Here is a 16,128-nt window from a genome sequence, read left to right on the forward strand (position 1 = left end):
GCATGTGCCGAGTGGTGGACCTCCAGCAGGCCGTCCTGGCGGGCAACGACACCCGCGCGCAGGCGTTGCGCGCCGAACTCGCCGCCCGCGGCACGGCGGTGGTCAACCTGCTGTCCAGCCCCGGCAGCGGGAAGACCGCGCTGCTGGAGCAGGAGCTGCTGCTCGCGACCGGCCGCGGCCTGCGGGTCGCCGCGCTCACCGCGGACCTGGCGACCGAGAACGACGCGCGGCGGCTGGCCCGGTCCGGAGCGCCCGTCAAACAGGTGCTCACCGACGGGCTGTGCCACCTGGAGGCGCACATGCTCGCCCGCCATCTGGAGGGCTGGCTGCCGCAGGGCACCGGGATCCTCTTCGTGGAGAACGTCGGCAACCTGGTGTGCCCGGCCTCCTACGACCTCGGCGAGACACTGCGGGTGGTGCTCGCGTCCGTCACCGAGGGCGAGGACAAGCCGCTGAAGTACCCGACGGCCTTCGGCCTCGCGCACCTGGTGGTGGTGACGAAGACCGACATCGCCGGGGCGGTGGGCTTCGACGAGGCCGCCTTCCGCGCCAACGTCGCCCAGGTCAACCCGGGGGTCGAGGTGCTGCTCACCTCGGCGCGGGACGGCCTGGGCGCGGGCGCCCTGCTGGACCGCGCCGCGGCGGCGGCCGCCGGGGGCCCGCGGCACGAGCCGGTCATGTCCCGCGCAGCAGCGTCCGGCCACACGCACACGCACGACGACGCGCACGGGTACGCCCATGAGCACGGCCTCGCTCACGACCACGGACCCGCCCGCGACGACCTGTCCGCGCACACCCACGGGCCCGGCGGCGAACCCGCCCGTGCCCACACCGTCGGCGCCGCCGGGCACGACCACGGCCCCGTCGGCGACGGCGAACCCGCGCACGCGGGCGCCGCGGGTCACGACGGGCCCGCTCCCGGGCGGTCGGACGCCGGGGTGTCCGGGCCGGTGGCACCCGCGTCATGACCGGTCTCGCCGAATCGGCCGCCCTGCGGCCGGTGCTGCGCAGCCGGGTGACCGTGCGGGGCGTGGTGCAGGGCGTCGGCTTCCGGCCGTACGTGCACACCCTCGCGACCGGGCTCGGGCTCACCGGGTGGGTCACCAACACCGGTGAGGGCGTACTGGCCGAGGTCGAGGGCGAGGCAGCGGCGGTGGCGCTCTTCTGCGAGCGGGTCGGGCCGGACGCGCCGCCGCTCGCGGCGGTGGAGTCGGTGGAGCGGTGCGACCTGGCCCCGGCGGGCGGCGCCGGTTTCGCGATCGTGCCCTCCCGCGGCGCCGGGCCGGTCCGTACGGCGGTGCCGCCCGACACCGCGACCTGCGCGGACTGCCTCGCCGAGCTGGCCGACCCGGCCGACCGGCGGTACCGCCACCCGTTCGTCAGCTGCACCAACTGCGGGCCGCGGCTGACGATCGTGACCGGACTGCCGTACGACCGCGTCCACACCACGATGGCAGGCTTCCCGATGTGCCCGGCGTGCGCGGCGGAGTACACCGACCCGGGCGACCGGCGCTTCCACGCCCAGCCGATCGCCTGCCACGACTGCGGCCCCCGGCTGCGGCTGGTGGTGCCCGGCGCCGCGGCCCCGGGCGGCGATCCGGTCGAGGCCGCCCGCGCGCTGCTGGCCGCGGGCGCGGTCGTCGCCGTCAAGGGCCTCGGCGGCTACCACCTGGCGTGCGACGCGGAGAACGAGGCGGCGGTGGCACGGCTGCGGCAGCGCAAGGGGCGCGGCGCGAAGCCCTTCGCGGTGATGGTGCGGGACCTGGCCGGCGCCGAGCGGCTGGCGCGGACCACGCCACGGGAGCGTGAGCTGCTGGCCGGGGCGGTGCGGCCGGTGGTGCTGCTGCGCGGGCGGCGTCCCGGGGCGGGCGGCGCGGCCGCGCCGGGTGTGCCCGACATCGGGGTGATGCTGCCGTACACGCCGCTGCACCACCTGCTGCTGGGGCTGCCCGGCGATCCGCCGGGCCCCGCGGCGCTGGTGATGACCAGCGGCAACGTGTCCGGGGAGCCGATCGTCACCGACGACGCCGAGGCGGTGGCGAAGCTCGGCCCGCTCGCGGACGCCCTGCTGGTGCACGACCGGCCGATCCGGATCCCCTGCGACGACTCGGTGGTGCGCGTCGTGGACGGCGCGCTCTCGCCGGTGCGCCGCTCGCGCGGCTACGCCCCGCTGCCGGTGGCGCTGCCGGTGGACGTGGCGCCCGCGCTGGCGGTCGGCGGCGACCTGAAGAACGTGCTGTGCCTGGGCGAGGGCCGGCGCGCGTGGCTGTCGGCGCACATCGGCGACATGGACGGCCCGGCGACCGTCGCCGCCTTCGAACGCGCCCGGCAGCAGCTCGCGGACGTCACGGCGGTGCGCCCGCGGCTGCTGGCCGCCGACCGGCACCCGCGCTACCGCTCGGCGCAGTGGGCGCAGGGCCACCGGGACGGCCGCCCGCTGGTGCGCGTCCAGCACCACCACGCGCACGTGGCCGCCGCGATGGCCGAGCACGGGCTGGACGGCGCCCGCCGCGTCATCGGCGTGGCCTTCGACGGCACCGGCTACGGCGACGACGGGGCGGTGTGGGGCGGGGAGTTCCTGCTCGCCGACTACGCCGGTTTCACCCGCTGGTGCCGGCTGGCGTACGTACCGCTGCCGGGCGGTGACGCGGCGGTGCGCCGCCCGTACCGGATGGCGCTGGCGCACCTGCGGGCCGCGGGGCTGGCCTGGGACGCGGACCTGCCGCCGGTCGCGGCCTGCCCGGCGGACGAGCTGCGGGTGCTGGAGCGGCAGCTGGAGCGCGGGCTGAACTGCGTGCCGACCTCCAGCATGGGCCGGCTCTTCGACGCCGTCTCCTCGCTCGCCGGGGTGTGCCACCTCGCGGGTTACGAGGCCCAGGCCGCCGTGGAGCTGGAGGCCGCGGCGGTGGCGGCGCCCGCGCCGGACGGCGACGGCTACGCCTTCGGGCTGGGGCCCGGCACGGGAGCCGAACTCGTCGCCGATCCGGGCCCGGTGCTGGCGGCGGCGCTCGCGGACCTGCGGGCGGGCGCCGGTCCCGGCACGGTGGCGGCGCGCTTCCACGCCGCCGTCGCCGGTCTGGTCCGGCGCGGTTGCGCGGCGGCCCGCGAGCGGCACGGGCTGGAGACCGTGGTGCTGTCCGGCGGGGTGTTCGGCAACGCCCTGCTGGCCGAGGGCTGCGCCCGCGGGCTGCGCGCCGACGGCTTCACGGTGCTGGCGCACCGCGTCGTCCCGCCCGGTGACGGCGGCCTCGCGCTCGGCCAGCTGGTGGTCGCCGCCCACCGCGGCGCGGCAGGCACCTGACGACGTATCGCGTTTCCCCCCACCCACGACAGCCCCACAGCAGCGAGGAGAGCCCATGTGCCTGGCGGTGCCCGGCAGAGTGCTGGAGATCGAGGACCGGGACGGCACCCGGATGGCCACCGTCGATTTCGGCGGTGTCGTCAAGGAGGTGTGCCTGGAGTACCTGCCGGACCTGGAGGTCGGTGAGTACGCCATCGTGCACGTGGGCTTCGCGCTGCAGCGGCTCGACGAGGAGTCGGCGCTGCGGACGCTGGAGCTGTTCGCCGAACTCGGCATGCTGCAGGAGGAGTTCGGCGACGCGTGGGAGATCGCGGCGCAGGGCGGGGCAGTCGAGCACGGTACGGGGACGACGCGGGAGGGCCTGCGGTGAAGTACATCGAGGAGTTCCGGGACCCGGACCTGGCCAAGCGGCTGCTGGACCGTATCCACGCGACGGTGACGCGGCCGTGGGCGCTGATGGAGGTGTGCGGCGGGCAGACCCACACCATCATCCGGCACGGCATCGACCAGCTGCTGCCCGACGAGGTCGAGCTGATCCACGGACCCGGCTGCCCGGTGTGCGTGACCCCGCTCGAAGTGATCGACAAGGCGCTGGAGATCGCCTCCCGCCCGGACGTGATCTTCTGCTCGTTCGGCGACATGCTGCGGGTGCCGGGCACCGGGCGCGACCTGTTCGGGGTCCGCGGCGAGGGCGGTGACGTGCGGGTGGTGTACTCCCCGCTGGACGCGCTGCGGATCGCGCAGCAGAACCCCGACCGGCAGGTGGTGTTCTTCGGTATCGGCTTCGAGACCACCGCGCCGCCCAACGCCATGACGGTGTACCAGGCGCGCAAGCTCGGCATCCGCAACTTCAGCCTGCTGGTGTCGCACGTGCGGGTGCCGCCTGCGATCGAGGCGATCATGCGCTCGCCGGACTGCCGGGTGCAGGCGTTCCTGGCGGCGGGGCACGTGTGCAGTGTGATGGGCACGGGCGAGTACCCGGAGCTGGCCGAGCGGCACCGGGTGCCGATCGTGGTCACCGGCTTCGAGCCGCTGGACATCCTGGAGGGCGTGCGGCGCACGGTGGCCCAGCTGGAGCGCGGCGAGCACACGGTGGAGAACGCCTACCCGCGGGCGGTGCGCGAGGAGGGCAACCCGGCGGCGCGGGCGATGCTCGACGACGTCTTCGAGGTGACCGACCGGGCGTGGCGCGGTATCGGCGTGATCCCGCAGAGCGGCTGGCGGCTGTCGGAGCGCTACCGGGAGTTCGACGCCGAGCACCGCTTCCGCGTGGACGGCATCCGCACGGTGGAACCGGCGGCCTGCCGGGCGGGCGAGGTGCTCCAGGGGCTGCTCAAGCCGGACCGGTGCGAGGCGTTCGGCACCGTCTGCACCCCGCGTACGCCGCTGGGCGCCACGATGGTCTCCAGCGAGGGCGCCTGCGCCGCGTACTACCTCTACCGGCGGCTCGGTACCGCCCCGGCGCGCCAGGAGGCGACCTCCGTTGTCTGACACCCTTCCCTCGCCGGCCGGGCCCGCGCCGGTGGACATGCTGTCGTGGACCTGCCCCGCGCCGCTGCGCGACCAGCCGCGGGTGGTGATGGGGCACGGCGGCGGCGGTGCGATGTCCGCCGAGCTGGTCGAGCACGTCTTCGCGCCGGCGTTCGGCGGCGAGGTGCTGGCGCAGCTCGGCGACGCGGCGGCCGTCACGCTCGGCGGCGCCCGGCTGGCCTTCTCGACCGACTCGTACGTGGTGCGCCCGCTGTTCTTCCCCGGCGGGTCGATCGGCGACCTGGCCGTCAACGGCACCGTCAACGACCTCGCGATGAGCGGCGCCAGGGCGGCGTACCTGTCCTGCGCCGTCATCCTGGAGGAGGGCGTGGAGATGTCGGTGGTCGCCCGGGTCGCCGCGGCCATCGGGGCGGCCGCGCGGGCGGCGGGCGTGGAGGTCGCCACCGGCGACACCAAGGTCGTCGAGTCCGGGCACGGCGACGGCGTCTACCTCAACACCGCGGGCATCGGCCTGATCCCGCCCGGGGTGGACCTGCGCCCGCAGCGGGTGGTGCCGGGCGACGTGGTGATCGTGAGCGGTCCGCTCGGCGCGCACGGGGTGGCGGTGCTGAGCATGCGCGAGGGCCTGGAGTTCGGGGTGGAGGTGGAGAGCGACACCGCGCCGCTCGGCGCCCTGGTCGAGGCGATGCTCGCCGTCACCCCCGATCTGCACGTGCTGCGCGACCCGACGCGCGGCGGGCTCGCCGCCTCGCTCAACGAGATCGCGGCGGCGTCGCGGACCGGCGTGGTGCTCCAGGAGCGCAGCGTGCCCGTGCCGCCGGCCGTCGCCAACGCGTGCGCGGTGCTGGGCCTCGACCCGATGTACGTCGCCAACGAGGGGCGGCTGGTGGCCTTCGTCCCGCGCGAGCACGCCGACGCGGTCCTCGCCGCGATGCGCACCCACCCCCTGGGCGCGGGCGCGGCGGTGATCGGCGAGGCGGTCGCGGAGCACCCGGGCATGGTCGTGGCCCGCACCGGCCTCGGCGGCACCCGGGTGGTCGACCTGCCGGTCGGCGAGCAACTGCCGCGGATCTGCTGAGCGGTGGACGGTCCGGCGCTCGGCACCGACAAGAGCGCGCCGCACGGGGACGGGGCGGCGTCCGGGAGCGCGACCGCGCCCCGGAAGGCGGCCGCGTCCGCGCAGGACCCGGATCCCGGGCCCGGCGGCGCGGCCTGGGCCGGGCGGGCCACCCGGCGCGGGGTGCTGCTCGCGGCGGGCGCCGGGGCGCTGGCCGCCGGGTGCAGCGCTCCCTCCGCGCCCGCCCCCCGCGCGTCCGCGCGCCCCTCCGCGGGGTGGCGGCTGGGCCCGACGGGGCCGGACGACGCCGTCCAGGGCTACACGGACCGGACCAGCGTGCTGCCGGGCGAGACCTTCGGGCTGCATGTGTCGACGACGGCCCGCACCTTCCGCGTCACCGCCTTCCGGATCGGCTGGTACGGCGGGGCGCAGGCGGCCCGCGTATGGGCGTCGGGCCCGGTCGCCGGCGGGCGGCAGGGGCGGGCGCGGCTGGCCGTCGCCCGGCGGACGGTCGCGGCCGGGTGGGAGCGCAGCCTGGAGGTGTCGGCGCGGGGCTGGCCCGAAGGGGCGTACCTGCTGCGGCTGGAGGCGGACACCGGCTTCCAGCGGTACGTCCCGCTGGTCGTCCGCTCGGCGCGGGCGGCGGGCCGCACGGTGCTGATGCACGCGGCCGCGACCTGGCAGGCGTACAACGAGTGGGGCGGCTACAGCCTCTACCGCGGGCGGGACGAGACGTACGAGCACCGTTCGCTCGCGGTGACCTTCGACCGGCCCTACGCGGCGACCGGGGCGGAGAAGTTCCTGGCCTACGAGCGCGCGGCCGTGGTGCTCGCGGAACGGTCGGGCATCCCGCTGGCGTACACCACCGGCCTGGACGTGCACCGCGATCCCGGGGTGCTGCACGGCGCGACCACGGCCGTGGCGCTCGGGCACGACGAGTACTGGACGCCGCAGCAGCGCGCGCACGTCACGGCGGCCCGGGACGCGGGTACCAACCTGGTCTTCCTCGGCGCGAACACCTGCTACCGGCGGGTCCGGCTGGAGCCGGGCGCGGACGGCACGGCCGACCGCACGGTGGTCTGCTACAAGACCGCCTACCACGCCGACCCGTACCTGGCCCGGCACCCGGACATGGCGACGACGGACTTCCGCGCCGGGCCGGGCGCGGACCCGGAGTCGTCGCTGACCGGCGTGATGTACGAGGGCTTCCCCGTCGACGCGCCCTACGTGGTGGAGAACGCCGACCACTGGATCTTCCGCGGCACCGGGGTCCGCCGCGGCGACAGCTTCGACCACCTGGTGGGGGTGGAGTACGACCGGGTCATGCCGCACCACCCCGCCCCCGGGCCCCTGGAGGTCGTCGCGCACTCCCCGCTGACCTGCAAGGGCCGCCCGAGCCACGCCGATTCGGCCTACTACACGACGCCCGGCGGGGCGGGGGTCTTCGCCACCGGCACGATGCGCTGGGTGGAAGCCCTGATGGCGGGCACGAACCTGGACGGCCGCGACCACGGCATGGACGCGCGCACCGGGCGCTTCGTCACCCGCGCCACCGAGAACGTCCTTACGGCCTTCGCCGAGGGTCCCGCGGGCCGCAATCGCCCGGCGCCCCGCGACAACACCGCGCGCCTGTGAGGCACCTGACGCACCACCGGGGCTGGGCCCGACGCACCCGAATCGCTACATGCACATGACCGGCACGATCGACCCGGACGGCCTGGCTGGCGGCCCCGCGCTGGACAACGGCGCGGCCAAGGGCACGTACTCCTGGACGACCTACCCCGAGCGGCTGGAGGCGGCCGGGGTGAGCTGGCGGATCTACCACGAGCCGTCCTCCGGCCCCGGCGGCGGCCCGACCGGGCTGGCCCCGCTGGCGAACATGGCGCAGTACCAGGCCGCCCGGCCGGGCGAGCCGCTGTACGACAAGGCGATCGCCGAGAGCCCCCTCGGGCAGTTCGAGTACGACGCGATGAACGGCACGCTGCCCACGGTGAGCTGGCTGCTGCCGCCGTCGCTCTACGACGAGCACCCGGCGCGCACTCCCGCCGCGGGGGCGAACTGGCTGGCCGGGAAGATCGACGCCATCGCCGCCAACCCGGAGACCTGGGCGAAGACCGTCTTCATCCTCAACTACGACGAGAACGACGGGCTGTTCGACCATGTGGTGCCGCCGACCCCGCCGGCCGGCACCGCGGGCGAGTTCGTCGCCGGGACCTCGCCGACCGGGGTACCGGGCAACGGGCTGCCGGTCGGACTCGGGTTCCGGGTGCCGTGCGTCATCGTCTCGCCCTGGACGGTGGGCGGATGGGTCGCCTCCGAGCCCTTCGACCACACCTCGGTGCTGCGCTTCCTGGAGCGGCTGACCGGGGTGACCGAGCCCAACATCAGCCTGTGGCGGCGCCGCGTCACCGGCGACCTCACTTCGGCGCTGCGCATGGACGGCCCGCGCCGTCCGGCCCCCGGCCTGCCGCAGACCGGCGCGCGCTACAACCTCGCCCAGTACGGCACCGCGCACCTGCCGCTGCCGTCCGTACCCGCCCAGCAGAAGGCGCCCCGCCAGGAGCGCGGCCACCGGCCCCGCACCTGACCCGGCGTCACCGGCGCGGGACGGCCGCTCAGACCGGCTGCGGAACGGGCCCGGCGGGGGCGGCCACCCCGGCCGGGCCCGTGGTTCCGGCGGCCCCGGCGTCCCCGTCGGAGGCGGCGGGGTCGGCGGGGTCGGCCGGAGCGGACGCGCGGACGCGGTCGAGCAGTGCGGCGGGGTCGGGCTCGGCCTGGAGCGCCGGGAGCAGCACCTCCCACATGCCGCGCAGCCGCTCCTCGATGCTGGCGCGGCCGTCCACGGCCTCGGAGACGGTGTGCAGGCCGAAGAAGGCGTAGACGACGGTCAGGGCGGCGTCGTCGGGCGCGATGCCCGGGGCCAGTTCGCCGGACTCCCGCGCCTCGCGCAGCAGTCCGGTGACGGTCTCGGTCCACGCGCCGAACGGGCCGGGGACGGGGGCGTCGATGGCCCGGCGCTCCATCCACAGCCGGGAACCGGCCCGCACCACGACGTCGTCGCGGAAGGCACGGGCGACGGCGAAGCTCAGCGACACCAGCTTGTCCAGGACCGGTGCGGGCGAGGCGCGGACCTCGGCGATCATCGCGGGCCAGGTGTCGAGGGTCGCGGTGACGACCGCGAGGGCGAGTTTCTCCTTGTTGCTGAAGTGGAAGTAGATGGCGCCGCTGGTGCGGCCGGACTGCGCGCTGATGTCGCTGATGCTCGTGCCGGCGTATCCGCGTTCCTCGAAAAGCCGCGCCGCGGCTTCCACCAGGTACCTGCGCGTCGCCTCGGCCCGTTCCTGCACGTCCACTCCGCAATTTCCGCCCGCCGCGCGGTGGCGGCGTGTCGCCAATGGTGGCAGCAATCTAGCGCGTGATCGACTTCTCTCCGTTACATCCGCGAAGCAATGCGGGTGCGAATTCTCCGGACGCGGGTTTTTCTTGTCATATGAAGAATCTGGCCGGTCCTTCGTCTGCTTCGGTCCGCGCCCCGGATCTGACCTGGTCCCATCCCGTTCCCCGGGAGCTGGTGCACCGCAGGGCAGTGGCCGAGGTGCTGCTGAGGGACGTCAGGGAGGGTCCGGCCGGCGGCTTCCGCGCCGCGGCCTGCTGGCCGTATCCGCACACCACCTTCCCCGCCGACGGCACCGGGCGGCACAGCCCGCTGCTGGTGGTGGAGACGCTGCGGCAGCTCGGCATCTACCTGCCGCTGCGGTGGTTCGGCGTGCCGCCCGCGACCCGCATGATCATCGACGACCTGCGCTTCGCGCTGGACCCGGAGCAGGAGCCGGCCGCGCTCGCCGGACACACCGAGATCAGCTGCGCGATACGGGTGACCGACCCCCGCCAGAGGCGCGACGGTTCGCTCGCCGCGCTGCGCCTGGAGGTCGCCTTCCGGGCCGGCGGGCGACTGTTCGCCCAGGCGGGCGGGGGTGCGCGCTTCCTGCCCGAGGAGAAGTACGCGGCCGTGCGCGGCGACCGGCTCGGCGCCCCGCAGCCGCCGCCCGGGCCCGGTGTACGCCCGGCCCCGGCACTGCTCGGTGTGGCGCGCCCGGCCGACGTGGTCGTGGCGCACCGGCCGGACGGGCTCACGATCGACCCGGCCGACCCCGCCCACCCGTTCTTCTTCGACCACCCCAGCGACCACGTGCCCGGCATGGTGCTGCTGGAGGCGGCGCGGCAGAGCGCCGCGGAGGCGACCGGCGGACGGCTGGTGCGGCCGGTGAGCGCAGTGATGGCGGCCGTGCGTTTCACCGAGTACGTCCCGGCGCCGCACATCGACGCGGCGGCCCACCACCGCACGTGCGCATTCCGGATCCGGCAGGGCGGGGCGGTCACGGCATACGGAGTTCTCGGTTTCCGGTGATATGAACTGCACGCAAGGGGGCGCGCGGCGTAAGGGACACGATTTTTCACACCGGAGAATTGCTTGACCACTCCTGGTAGGCGTCCATAACGTAACGATCGTTATGTTCCTGGTGACGCCCAGTGGCGCGGGCGACCACCGGGTATCCCTTCGCGCGCCTTTATCCACATCGCGCTGTCGCGTTGTGCGCGGGGCCGCACCTCCCCGCCCGGGCAGACGGGCCGAAATCCCCTTCCTGCCCGTGTGCCCGGGCATTCCCGAACGGAATTCTCGCCGATGAACGACCACCGCATTTCCGTTTCCCCGCCGTCCGCGCCGGAGTCCGCCGCCACGTCGACGGCACCGGCGCCCGTCCCGGCGCCCGCGCACGACGCGGTCGCGGCCGCGCGCACCGCGCCGGCCGAGCACGCCCCCGCGACCGACCTACCCGCACCCGCGCGCTCGGCGGAGCGCGCGGCGCTGCTGGCCTGGACGCCGGACGCGGTCGTCTTCGACTGCGACGGCACGCTCATGGACACCGAGCGCAACTGGCAGGACGCCCGCGAACTGACGCTCAGCGACCACGGACTGCGCGCCGCGCCGGGCTTCGCCGAGCGCGCCAAGGGCGTCCACTACACCGAGTGCGGCCAGCTCATGGCCGACGAGGCGGGGCGGCCGGACCTCGCCGAGGAGCTGACCGGCGCGCTGCTCGACCACTTCCGCGCCATGGTCGCCGCGAACGCGGCGACCATGCCCGGCGCGGCGGAACTGGTCCGCCGCGCGGCGGCGTTCGCCCCGCTCGCCGTCGCCAGCAACTGCCCGGCCGACGTCGTCGAGACCTGCCTGTCCGCGGCCGGGCTGCTGTCCTTCTTCGACCATCTGGTGGTGCCCGACACCGCGGTACGCCCCAAGCCCGCACCCGACGTCTACCTCACCGCCGCCCGGCTGTGCGGGGCGGCCCCGGAACGCTGCCTGGCCGTCGAGGACTCCGCGTGCGGTGTGCAGGCGGCGCGCCGCGCCGGGCTGCGCATCCTCGGCGTGGGCCCGTGGCCGGGCAACCGTGTCGCGGCGGAGGTGGACCTGTGGGTCGACCGGCTGGACGACCGCGACATCACCGCGTGGGCCGAGCGCCGGTCGGCCCGGACCCATCCGCACTGAGCCGGAGGGCGCGCACCGTTGCCCCGCCGGGCGCCACCACGCCGGGCCGGGCAACGGCCACCGCTCAGGGCAGGAGTGGCGCGAGCACCCTGACCGGGCCCGCGGCCGCGGTGAAGAGCAGGGCGACACCGACCGCGCCGGGGTCGGGCACACCGGCCGCTCGGTCGCCGAGGTAGCTCGCCCGGCCGCGCCGGGCGGTCATCCGGGCGGTGCCGTGCACCCCGCGCCACGCCGCGCCCGCCGCCTCGCCGAGGGCCTGCGCCGGATCGGCGCCGATGGCCGCGGCCAGGGCCACGGCGGCCGGGGAGAGGGCGTCGACGAGGGTCTTGTCGCCGACCTCCGCCTCGCCGACCCGCTGGATCGCGGCGAGCCCGTCGCGCACCCCCGCCGCGAGCGCGGCGGTGGGCGCGACGGCGGCGCCGTCCAGCACCGCCGCGGCCATCTCCTGGAAGAGCAGCCCGAACAGCGGTCCGCTGGTGCCGCCCACCTCGTCCAGGAAGGCGCTGGCCGCGGCCCCGAGCGGCTGAACGGGTCCGGTCCCGGGTCCGGGCGGGGCGTCCAGCAGGCGCATCGCGGCCTGCAGGCCCGCGACCAGGTTGGTGCCGAAGTCGCCGTCGCCGACCTGCTGGTCGAGGGCGGTCAGCTCGGCCTCGGTCGCCGTGGCCGTCGCCGCGAAGGCGCGCACCCACCGATCGGTGAAGGCGGCGAAGGCGACGGGGCCGGGGCCGGTGTGCTCGGGTCGCATGGTCGTGTCGCTCATGGTGCCTCTCCCGGGATCTGCGGCACCTCGCCCGGCCAGTCGGGCGGCGCCGGGGTGGCGGGCCAGGCCGGGGTGGCGGCCGGCGCGTCGTAGAGCCGCAGCAGCTCGTCGTCGGCGTCGAGGAGCGTGACGGAGAAGCCGCGCATGTCCAACGCGGTGACGAAGTCGCCGACCAGGACACGCACGGTGTCCGCGCCGCGCTTGTCCAGCAGCCGGGCGACCTCCCGCAGCACCGCGTACAGCTCCAGCCGGGTGACCCCGCCGAGGCCGTTGACCAGCACGATCAGCCGCGAGCTGCCGCCCAGGCCGAGCGCGTCGGCGAGCGAGGCGACCATCTCCTCGGCCAGGTCGCGCAGCGAGCGGGCCGGGAGCGTGCGGGCGGCGCGCTCGCCGTGGATGCCGACGCCGTACTCCAGCGTGCCCGGCCGGAGCTCGAAGGCGGGTTTCCCGGTCACCGGCGAGGTGTGCGGGGCCGACGCGACCGCGAGGCTCCGGCACCGCGAGACGACCTTGGCGCCGAGATCCTCCAGTTCGGCCAGCCCGCGGCCGGTGTCGGCGGCGGCTCCGAGGATCTTCTCCACGAGCACCGCGGCGCCGGTGCCGCGGCGCCCGGTGGCGGAGTCCGCGGACTGTGAGGCGACGTCGTCGTCGATCAGCACCCGCCCGCAGCGGATGCCCTCATGGGCGAGCCGCTCGGCGGCGATGCCGAAGTTGATCCGGTCACCGGTGTAGTTCTTGACCAGCAGCAGCACCCCGTCCTCGCGGGCGACCGAGCGGGCCGCTGCGAAGACCTGGCGGTTGTGCGGCGAAGCGAAGACCCGGCCCGGGCAGGCCGCGTCCAGCATGCCGGCGCCGACGTATCCGGTGTGCAGCGGCTCGTGCCCGGAACCGCCGCCGGAGACCAGTCCGACGCGGCGTGCCGGGGCGGGCCGCAGCGCACACAGATAGCCGTCCCGCTCGTCCCAGCGGACGGTGTCCGCATGGGCGAGGGCGAAACCGGCCAGCGCGTCGTCCACCAGGTCGGGGAGGGCGTTGGCGAAGTACAGGCTCATGGCGCGACCTCCTGTCCCCACCTCATCGTCAGGGCTGACCCGGTGACCGGCAACCGGGTGCCGGTCCCGACCGCCCCGGCCTGGGGCGTCCTGCCTGACCGGTGCCCGTGCCCGGCGCGGGCGCCTCACCCGGACGGCGTAAGGGCGCGCGGCGCGGCGCGCGGGCATCGGGAGCGCACGCGAGCGGTGGGGGCGCCGCCCCCGGCGGCATGGGCGTGTCGTGGCCCGGTCCGGCGGCGACACGCCCATGCCGCCGGTCGGGGGCGCCCTCCCCCGCCCCGGTGTGGCAGCCGCCCCCGGAAGCGCGGGGCCCGATCGTGACACTGCGTCAGGAAGCGGGCTCGCGACGTGGATTCGCCCCCGGACCCACCTCCTGCGCCCGAAGCCGGGCGACACTGCGTGGACCTCCCCGCGGGGGCGGCGATCTCGTCCCACTTCACTCGTCCCACTTCACTGACAGAAGATGTCAGCGGACCTGCAGACAGTGGTGGCATGCACCTGGCTCATCACTCCTCCCGCCGGGCCGAGCGGCTGCTCGTGCCCGCCGCCTTCGCCACCGCTCTCGGCAACAACGTCCAGCTCATCGTCGGTGCGCTGCTCATGATCAGGGAGCAGCGCACCATGATGGCCGTCGGCTGGCTCTTCATCGCCGTCGCCGGGCCGCAGGCGCTGCTCTCGCCCTTCTTCGGGCGGATGGCCGACCGCTTCGACCGCCGCGCCCTGTGGATCGGCTGCGACGTCACCAGCGCGGCGCTGGCCCTCGCGCTGCCGCTGTGGCTGGTCTGCGGCGGGGCCGCCGGTCCCGGCATCTACGGCGCGAACCTGGCACTCGCCGTCGTGGGCGCCCTCTTCCTCCCGGCGAGCTCCGCGCTGATCAAGGAGCGGGTGCCGGCGGAGCTGCTGCGGCGGTTCAACGCCCGCTACGAGATGGGGACCCAGGCGGGGATGCTGCTGTCGGCGACGCTGGGCGGGCTGTGCGTCCAGGCCTTCGGCGCCGTGCCGCTGCTGGTGTTCAACGCCGGGACGTTCGCCGTCTCGGCGCTGTGCGTGGCCGCGGTGGGGCGGCGCCCGGAGGTGACGCCGAAGGCGGCCGCCCCCGCCGGGGCCGCCGCGCCGACGGCCCCGGGCGGGGGCCTGCGGATGCGGCGCTTCATCCTGCTCTACGCCCAGGGGAGCGTGGTCGTCACGGTCTTCAACGCCCTGATGCCCACCGCCGTCATCGGTGAACTCCACCGCGGCGCCGGGGTGTTCGGAGCGGTGGACGCGCTCGGCTGTCTGGGGTTCCTGGCGGCGGCCGGTGCCTACCGGATCGTCGGCAGACGCAGCCCGGATCTGCGCATCGCCGTCACGGGCTTCCTGGTCTGCGACGCCGGGCTGGTGCTCCAGAGCCAGTTCGGGCTCACCGGTTACGTCGTCGCGGTGCCGCTGGGCGCGTTCTTCTTCGGGCAGGCGCGGATCGCCTCCCGGACCATGCTGATGGCCTCGGCGGACGACGCCACCGTGGGCAGGGTGTTCGGGATCGCGAACGGGGGCGGGCTGGCGGCCACGGTCGCCGTGATGCTCCTGGTCGCGGCGGTCACCGACCGCACCGACACGCGCTACGGCTTCGCGGTGCTCGCCGCTCTCGGGGTGCTGGCGACCGTGTCCGCCGGGCTGCTGCTGCGCTCCCCCGCTCCGGGCCGGTACCGGCCGAGCACGGCGGCGGCCGCCTCCGTGACGGCGCAGCGCAGCTCCTCGGGTGCCAGCACCTCGACGTCCGGCCCGAGGGACAGCAGCAGCGGCACCGCCAGCTCGACCGACTCCAGGGGCACCGTCGCCGTCACCCAGCCGTCCGCCTCCGGCGGGCCCGCCGAGGCCTCGACGGCGCGGACCAGCGCCGCGTCCAGGCGGTCCGGGAGAGCGGGCAGCAGCCCGGGGGCGAGCCGGACACGGGCCTGAAGCCGCAGCCTGCGCGCGTCGTAGGCGGTGAGGTACTCCTGCCAGTGGGCGGCGAGGTCGAATCCCACGGGCCGCTCGAAGCCGTCCTCGCCGACGTCGAGGCGGAGGATCGACGACACCCGGTAGGTCCGCACCGTGCCGTCCACCGCCGCGACGAGGTACCAAACGCCCGCCTTGAGGACCAGGCCGTAGGGGTCGAGCGTGCGCTCGACCTCCTTCGGCTCGGCCCAGCGGCGGTAGCGCACGCGGATCCGCCGCTGAGCCCACACGGCGCCAGCGAGCGCCACCAGCTCCGGCGGGGAGTCCTGCTCGCGGTACCAGCCGAGGGCGTCGAGGTGGAAGCGCTCGCGGACCCGGCCCGCCCGGTCCCGCAGCGGGGGCGGCAGCGCCGCGGTCAGCTTGAGCTGCGCCGCCGCGAGCACCTCGCCCAGCCCCAGGTCGTCGGCCGCGCCGGGCAGCCCGGCGAGGAAGAGGGACTCGGCCTCGTCGGCGTGCAGCCCGGTCAGCCGGGTGCGGTAGCCGCCGAGCAGCTCGTAGCCGCCGTGGTGCCCGGCGTCGCCGTAGACCGGGATGCCCGCGCCGCCCAGCGACTCGATGTCGCGGTAGACGGTGCGCACGGACACGCCCAGCTCCGCCGCCAGCTCACCGGCTGTCAGCCTGCCGCGGTTCTGCAGCAGGAGGACGAGGGAGAGGAGCCGGGCCGCGCGCATGCACCGATCATCCCAGGCCCGCGGGCGGGCGCCCCCGGACCGGCGGCTCCGCGCCCCCGGACCGGTGACGGCCGGGGACGCGGAGCCGCGGACAGGAGCGGACGGGAACGCCGGGGTCAGACCAGGGCGTCGTAGGTGTTCCAGCCGCCGCCGACCTTGGTGCGGGCGGCGAACGGCGCCGCGGCGCTCCCCGTGCCTGCGTACAGCCACAGCGTCCCCGACGCATCCCGCGCCACCATGTCCGACCGGCCGTCACCCGTCACGTCGTTCGTCC

General features: G+C 75.7%; 13 protein-coding genes and 1 pseudogene. 10 read left to right on the forward strand and 4 right to left on the reverse strand.

Annotation, left to right across the window (positions count from 1 at the left end; all coding sequences use genetic code 11):
• Window positions 1-2: 2 nt before the first annotated feature.
• Genes hypB through ACH4PY_RS18900 form a run of 7 tightly spaced genes read left to right on the forward strand, consistent with a single transcriptional unit; the run spans window position 3 to window position 8,436 of the window.
• Window positions 3-968, forward strand: coding sequence for a hydrogenase nickel incorporation protein HypB (gene hypB, locus ACH4PY_RS18870; RefSeq protein ID WP_398183535.1), 966 nt, complete (start codon window positions 3-5; stop codon window positions 966-968).
• The gene (gene hypF, locus ACH4PY_RS18875) at window positions 965-3,301 is read left to right on the forward strand and encodes a carbamoyltransferase HypF (protein ID WP_398183538.1); all 2,337 of its coding nucleotides are present in this window, start codon (window positions 965-967) and stop codon (window positions 3,299-3,301) included. The genes hypB and hypF overlap by 4 nt, the downstream gene beginning before the upstream one ends.
• Before the next feature lie 55 nt (window positions 3,302-3,356).
• The gene (locus ACH4PY_RS18880) at window positions 3,357-3,671 is read left to right on the forward strand and encodes a HypC/HybG/HupF family hydrogenase formation chaperone (RefSeq protein WP_398183541.1); all 315 of its coding nucleotides are present in this window, start codon (window positions 3,357-3,359) and stop codon (window positions 3,669-3,671) included.
• Window positions 3,668-4,792: a hydrogenase formation protein HypD gene (gene hypD, locus ACH4PY_RS18885; RefSeq protein WP_398183544.1), complete on the forward strand. Its 1,125-nt coding sequence runs from the start codon at window positions 3,668-3,670 to the stop codon at window positions 4,790-4,792. Before ACH4PY_RS18880 ends, hypD begins: the two co-directional genes overlap by 4 nt.
• On the forward strand, window positions 4,785-5,870 hold the full coding sequence (gene hypE / locus ACH4PY_RS18890; RefSeq protein WP_398183547.1) for a hydrogenase expression/formation protein HypE: 1,086 nt from the start codon (window positions 4,785-4,787) through the stop codon (window positions 5,868-5,870). Before hypD ends, hypE begins: the two co-directional genes overlap by 8 nt.
• A gap of 3 nt (window positions 5,871-5,873) precedes the next feature.
• On the forward strand, window positions 5,874-7,484 hold the full coding sequence (locus ACH4PY_RS18895; protein ID WP_398183552.1) for a N,N-dimethylformamidase beta subunit family domain-containing protein: 1,611 nt from the start codon (window positions 5,874-5,876) through the stop codon (window positions 7,482-7,484).
• A 22-nt stretch (window positions 7,485-7,506) separates the two neighbouring features.
• Window positions 7,507-8,436 carry an alkaline phosphatase family protein gene (locus ACH4PY_RS18900; protein ID WP_398184631.1) on the forward strand — a complete coding sequence of 310 codons (930 nt, stop codon included), beginning with the start codon at window positions 7,507-7,509 and terminating at the stop codon, window positions 8,434-8,436.
• Window positions 8,437-8,464: 28 nt separating this feature from the next.
• Here ACH4PY_RS18900 and ACH4PY_RS18905 read toward each other — a convergent pair whose 3' ends face one another.
• Window positions 8,465-9,196 carry a ScbR family autoregulator-binding transcription factor gene (locus ACH4PY_RS18905; protein WP_398184635.1) on the reverse strand — a complete coding sequence of 244 codons (732 nt, stop codon included), beginning with the start codon at window positions 9,194-9,196 and terminating at the stop codon, window positions 8,465-8,467.
• Between the two features lie 143 nt (window positions 9,197-9,339).
• Between ACH4PY_RS18905 and ACH4PY_RS18910 the strand changes: the two genes are divergently transcribed.
• Window positions 9,340-10,257 carry a ScbA/BarX family gamma-butyrolactone biosynthesis protein gene (locus tag ACH4PY_RS18910; protein ID WP_398183556.1) on the forward strand — a complete coding sequence of 306 codons (918 nt, stop codon included), beginning with the start codon at window positions 9,340-9,342 and terminating at the stop codon, window positions 10,255-10,257.
• A gap of 276 nt (window positions 10,258-10,533) precedes the next feature.
• The gene (locus tag ACH4PY_RS18915; RefSeq protein WP_398183559.1) at window positions 10,534-11,394 is read left to right on the forward strand and encodes an HAD family hydrolase; all 861 of its coding nucleotides are present in this window, start codon (window positions 10,534-10,536) and stop codon (window positions 11,392-11,394) included.
• 64 nt (window positions 11,395-11,458) lie between these two features.
• On the opposite strand, the gene dhaL is transcribed toward ACH4PY_RS18915, so the two are convergent.
• Both dhaL and ACH4PY_RS18925 read right to left on the reverse strand, forming a co-directional pair.
• Complete coding sequence (gene dhaL / locus ACH4PY_RS18920) at window positions 11,459-12,154, reverse strand: dihydroxyacetone kinase subunit DhaL (protein ID WP_398183562.1); 696 nt, start codon at window positions 12,152-12,154, stop codon at window positions 11,459-11,461.
• Entirely contained in the window at window positions 12,151-13,206 is a 1,056-nt protein-coding gene (locus ACH4PY_RS18925) for a dihydroxyacetone kinase subunit DhaK (RefSeq protein WP_398183566.1), read from the reverse strand. Before ACH4PY_RS18925 ends, dhaL begins: the two co-directional genes overlap by 4 nt.
• 600 nt (window positions 13,207-13,806) lie before the next feature.
• Between ACH4PY_RS18925 and ACH4PY_RS18930 the strand changes: the two are divergent.
• Window positions 13,807-14,673 (forward strand): annotated as a pseudogene (locus ACH4PY_RS18930) (MFS transporter); the annotation flags it as partial.
• A gap of 131 nt (window positions 14,674-14,804) precedes the next feature.
• Here ACH4PY_RS18930 and ACH4PY_RS18935 read toward each other — a convergent pair.
• Entirely contained in the window at window positions 14,805-15,854 is a 1,050-nt protein-coding gene (locus tag ACH4PY_RS18935; protein WP_398183569.1) for a helix-turn-helix transcriptional regulator, read from the reverse strand.
• Window positions 15,855-16,128 lie beyond the last annotated feature (274 nt).

The sequence above is a fragment of the Streptomyces sp. NPDC021224 genome (assembly GCF_044332905.1).
Taxonomy (GTDB): Bacteria; Actinomycetota; Actinomycetes; order Streptomycetales; family Streptomycetaceae; genus Actinacidiphila.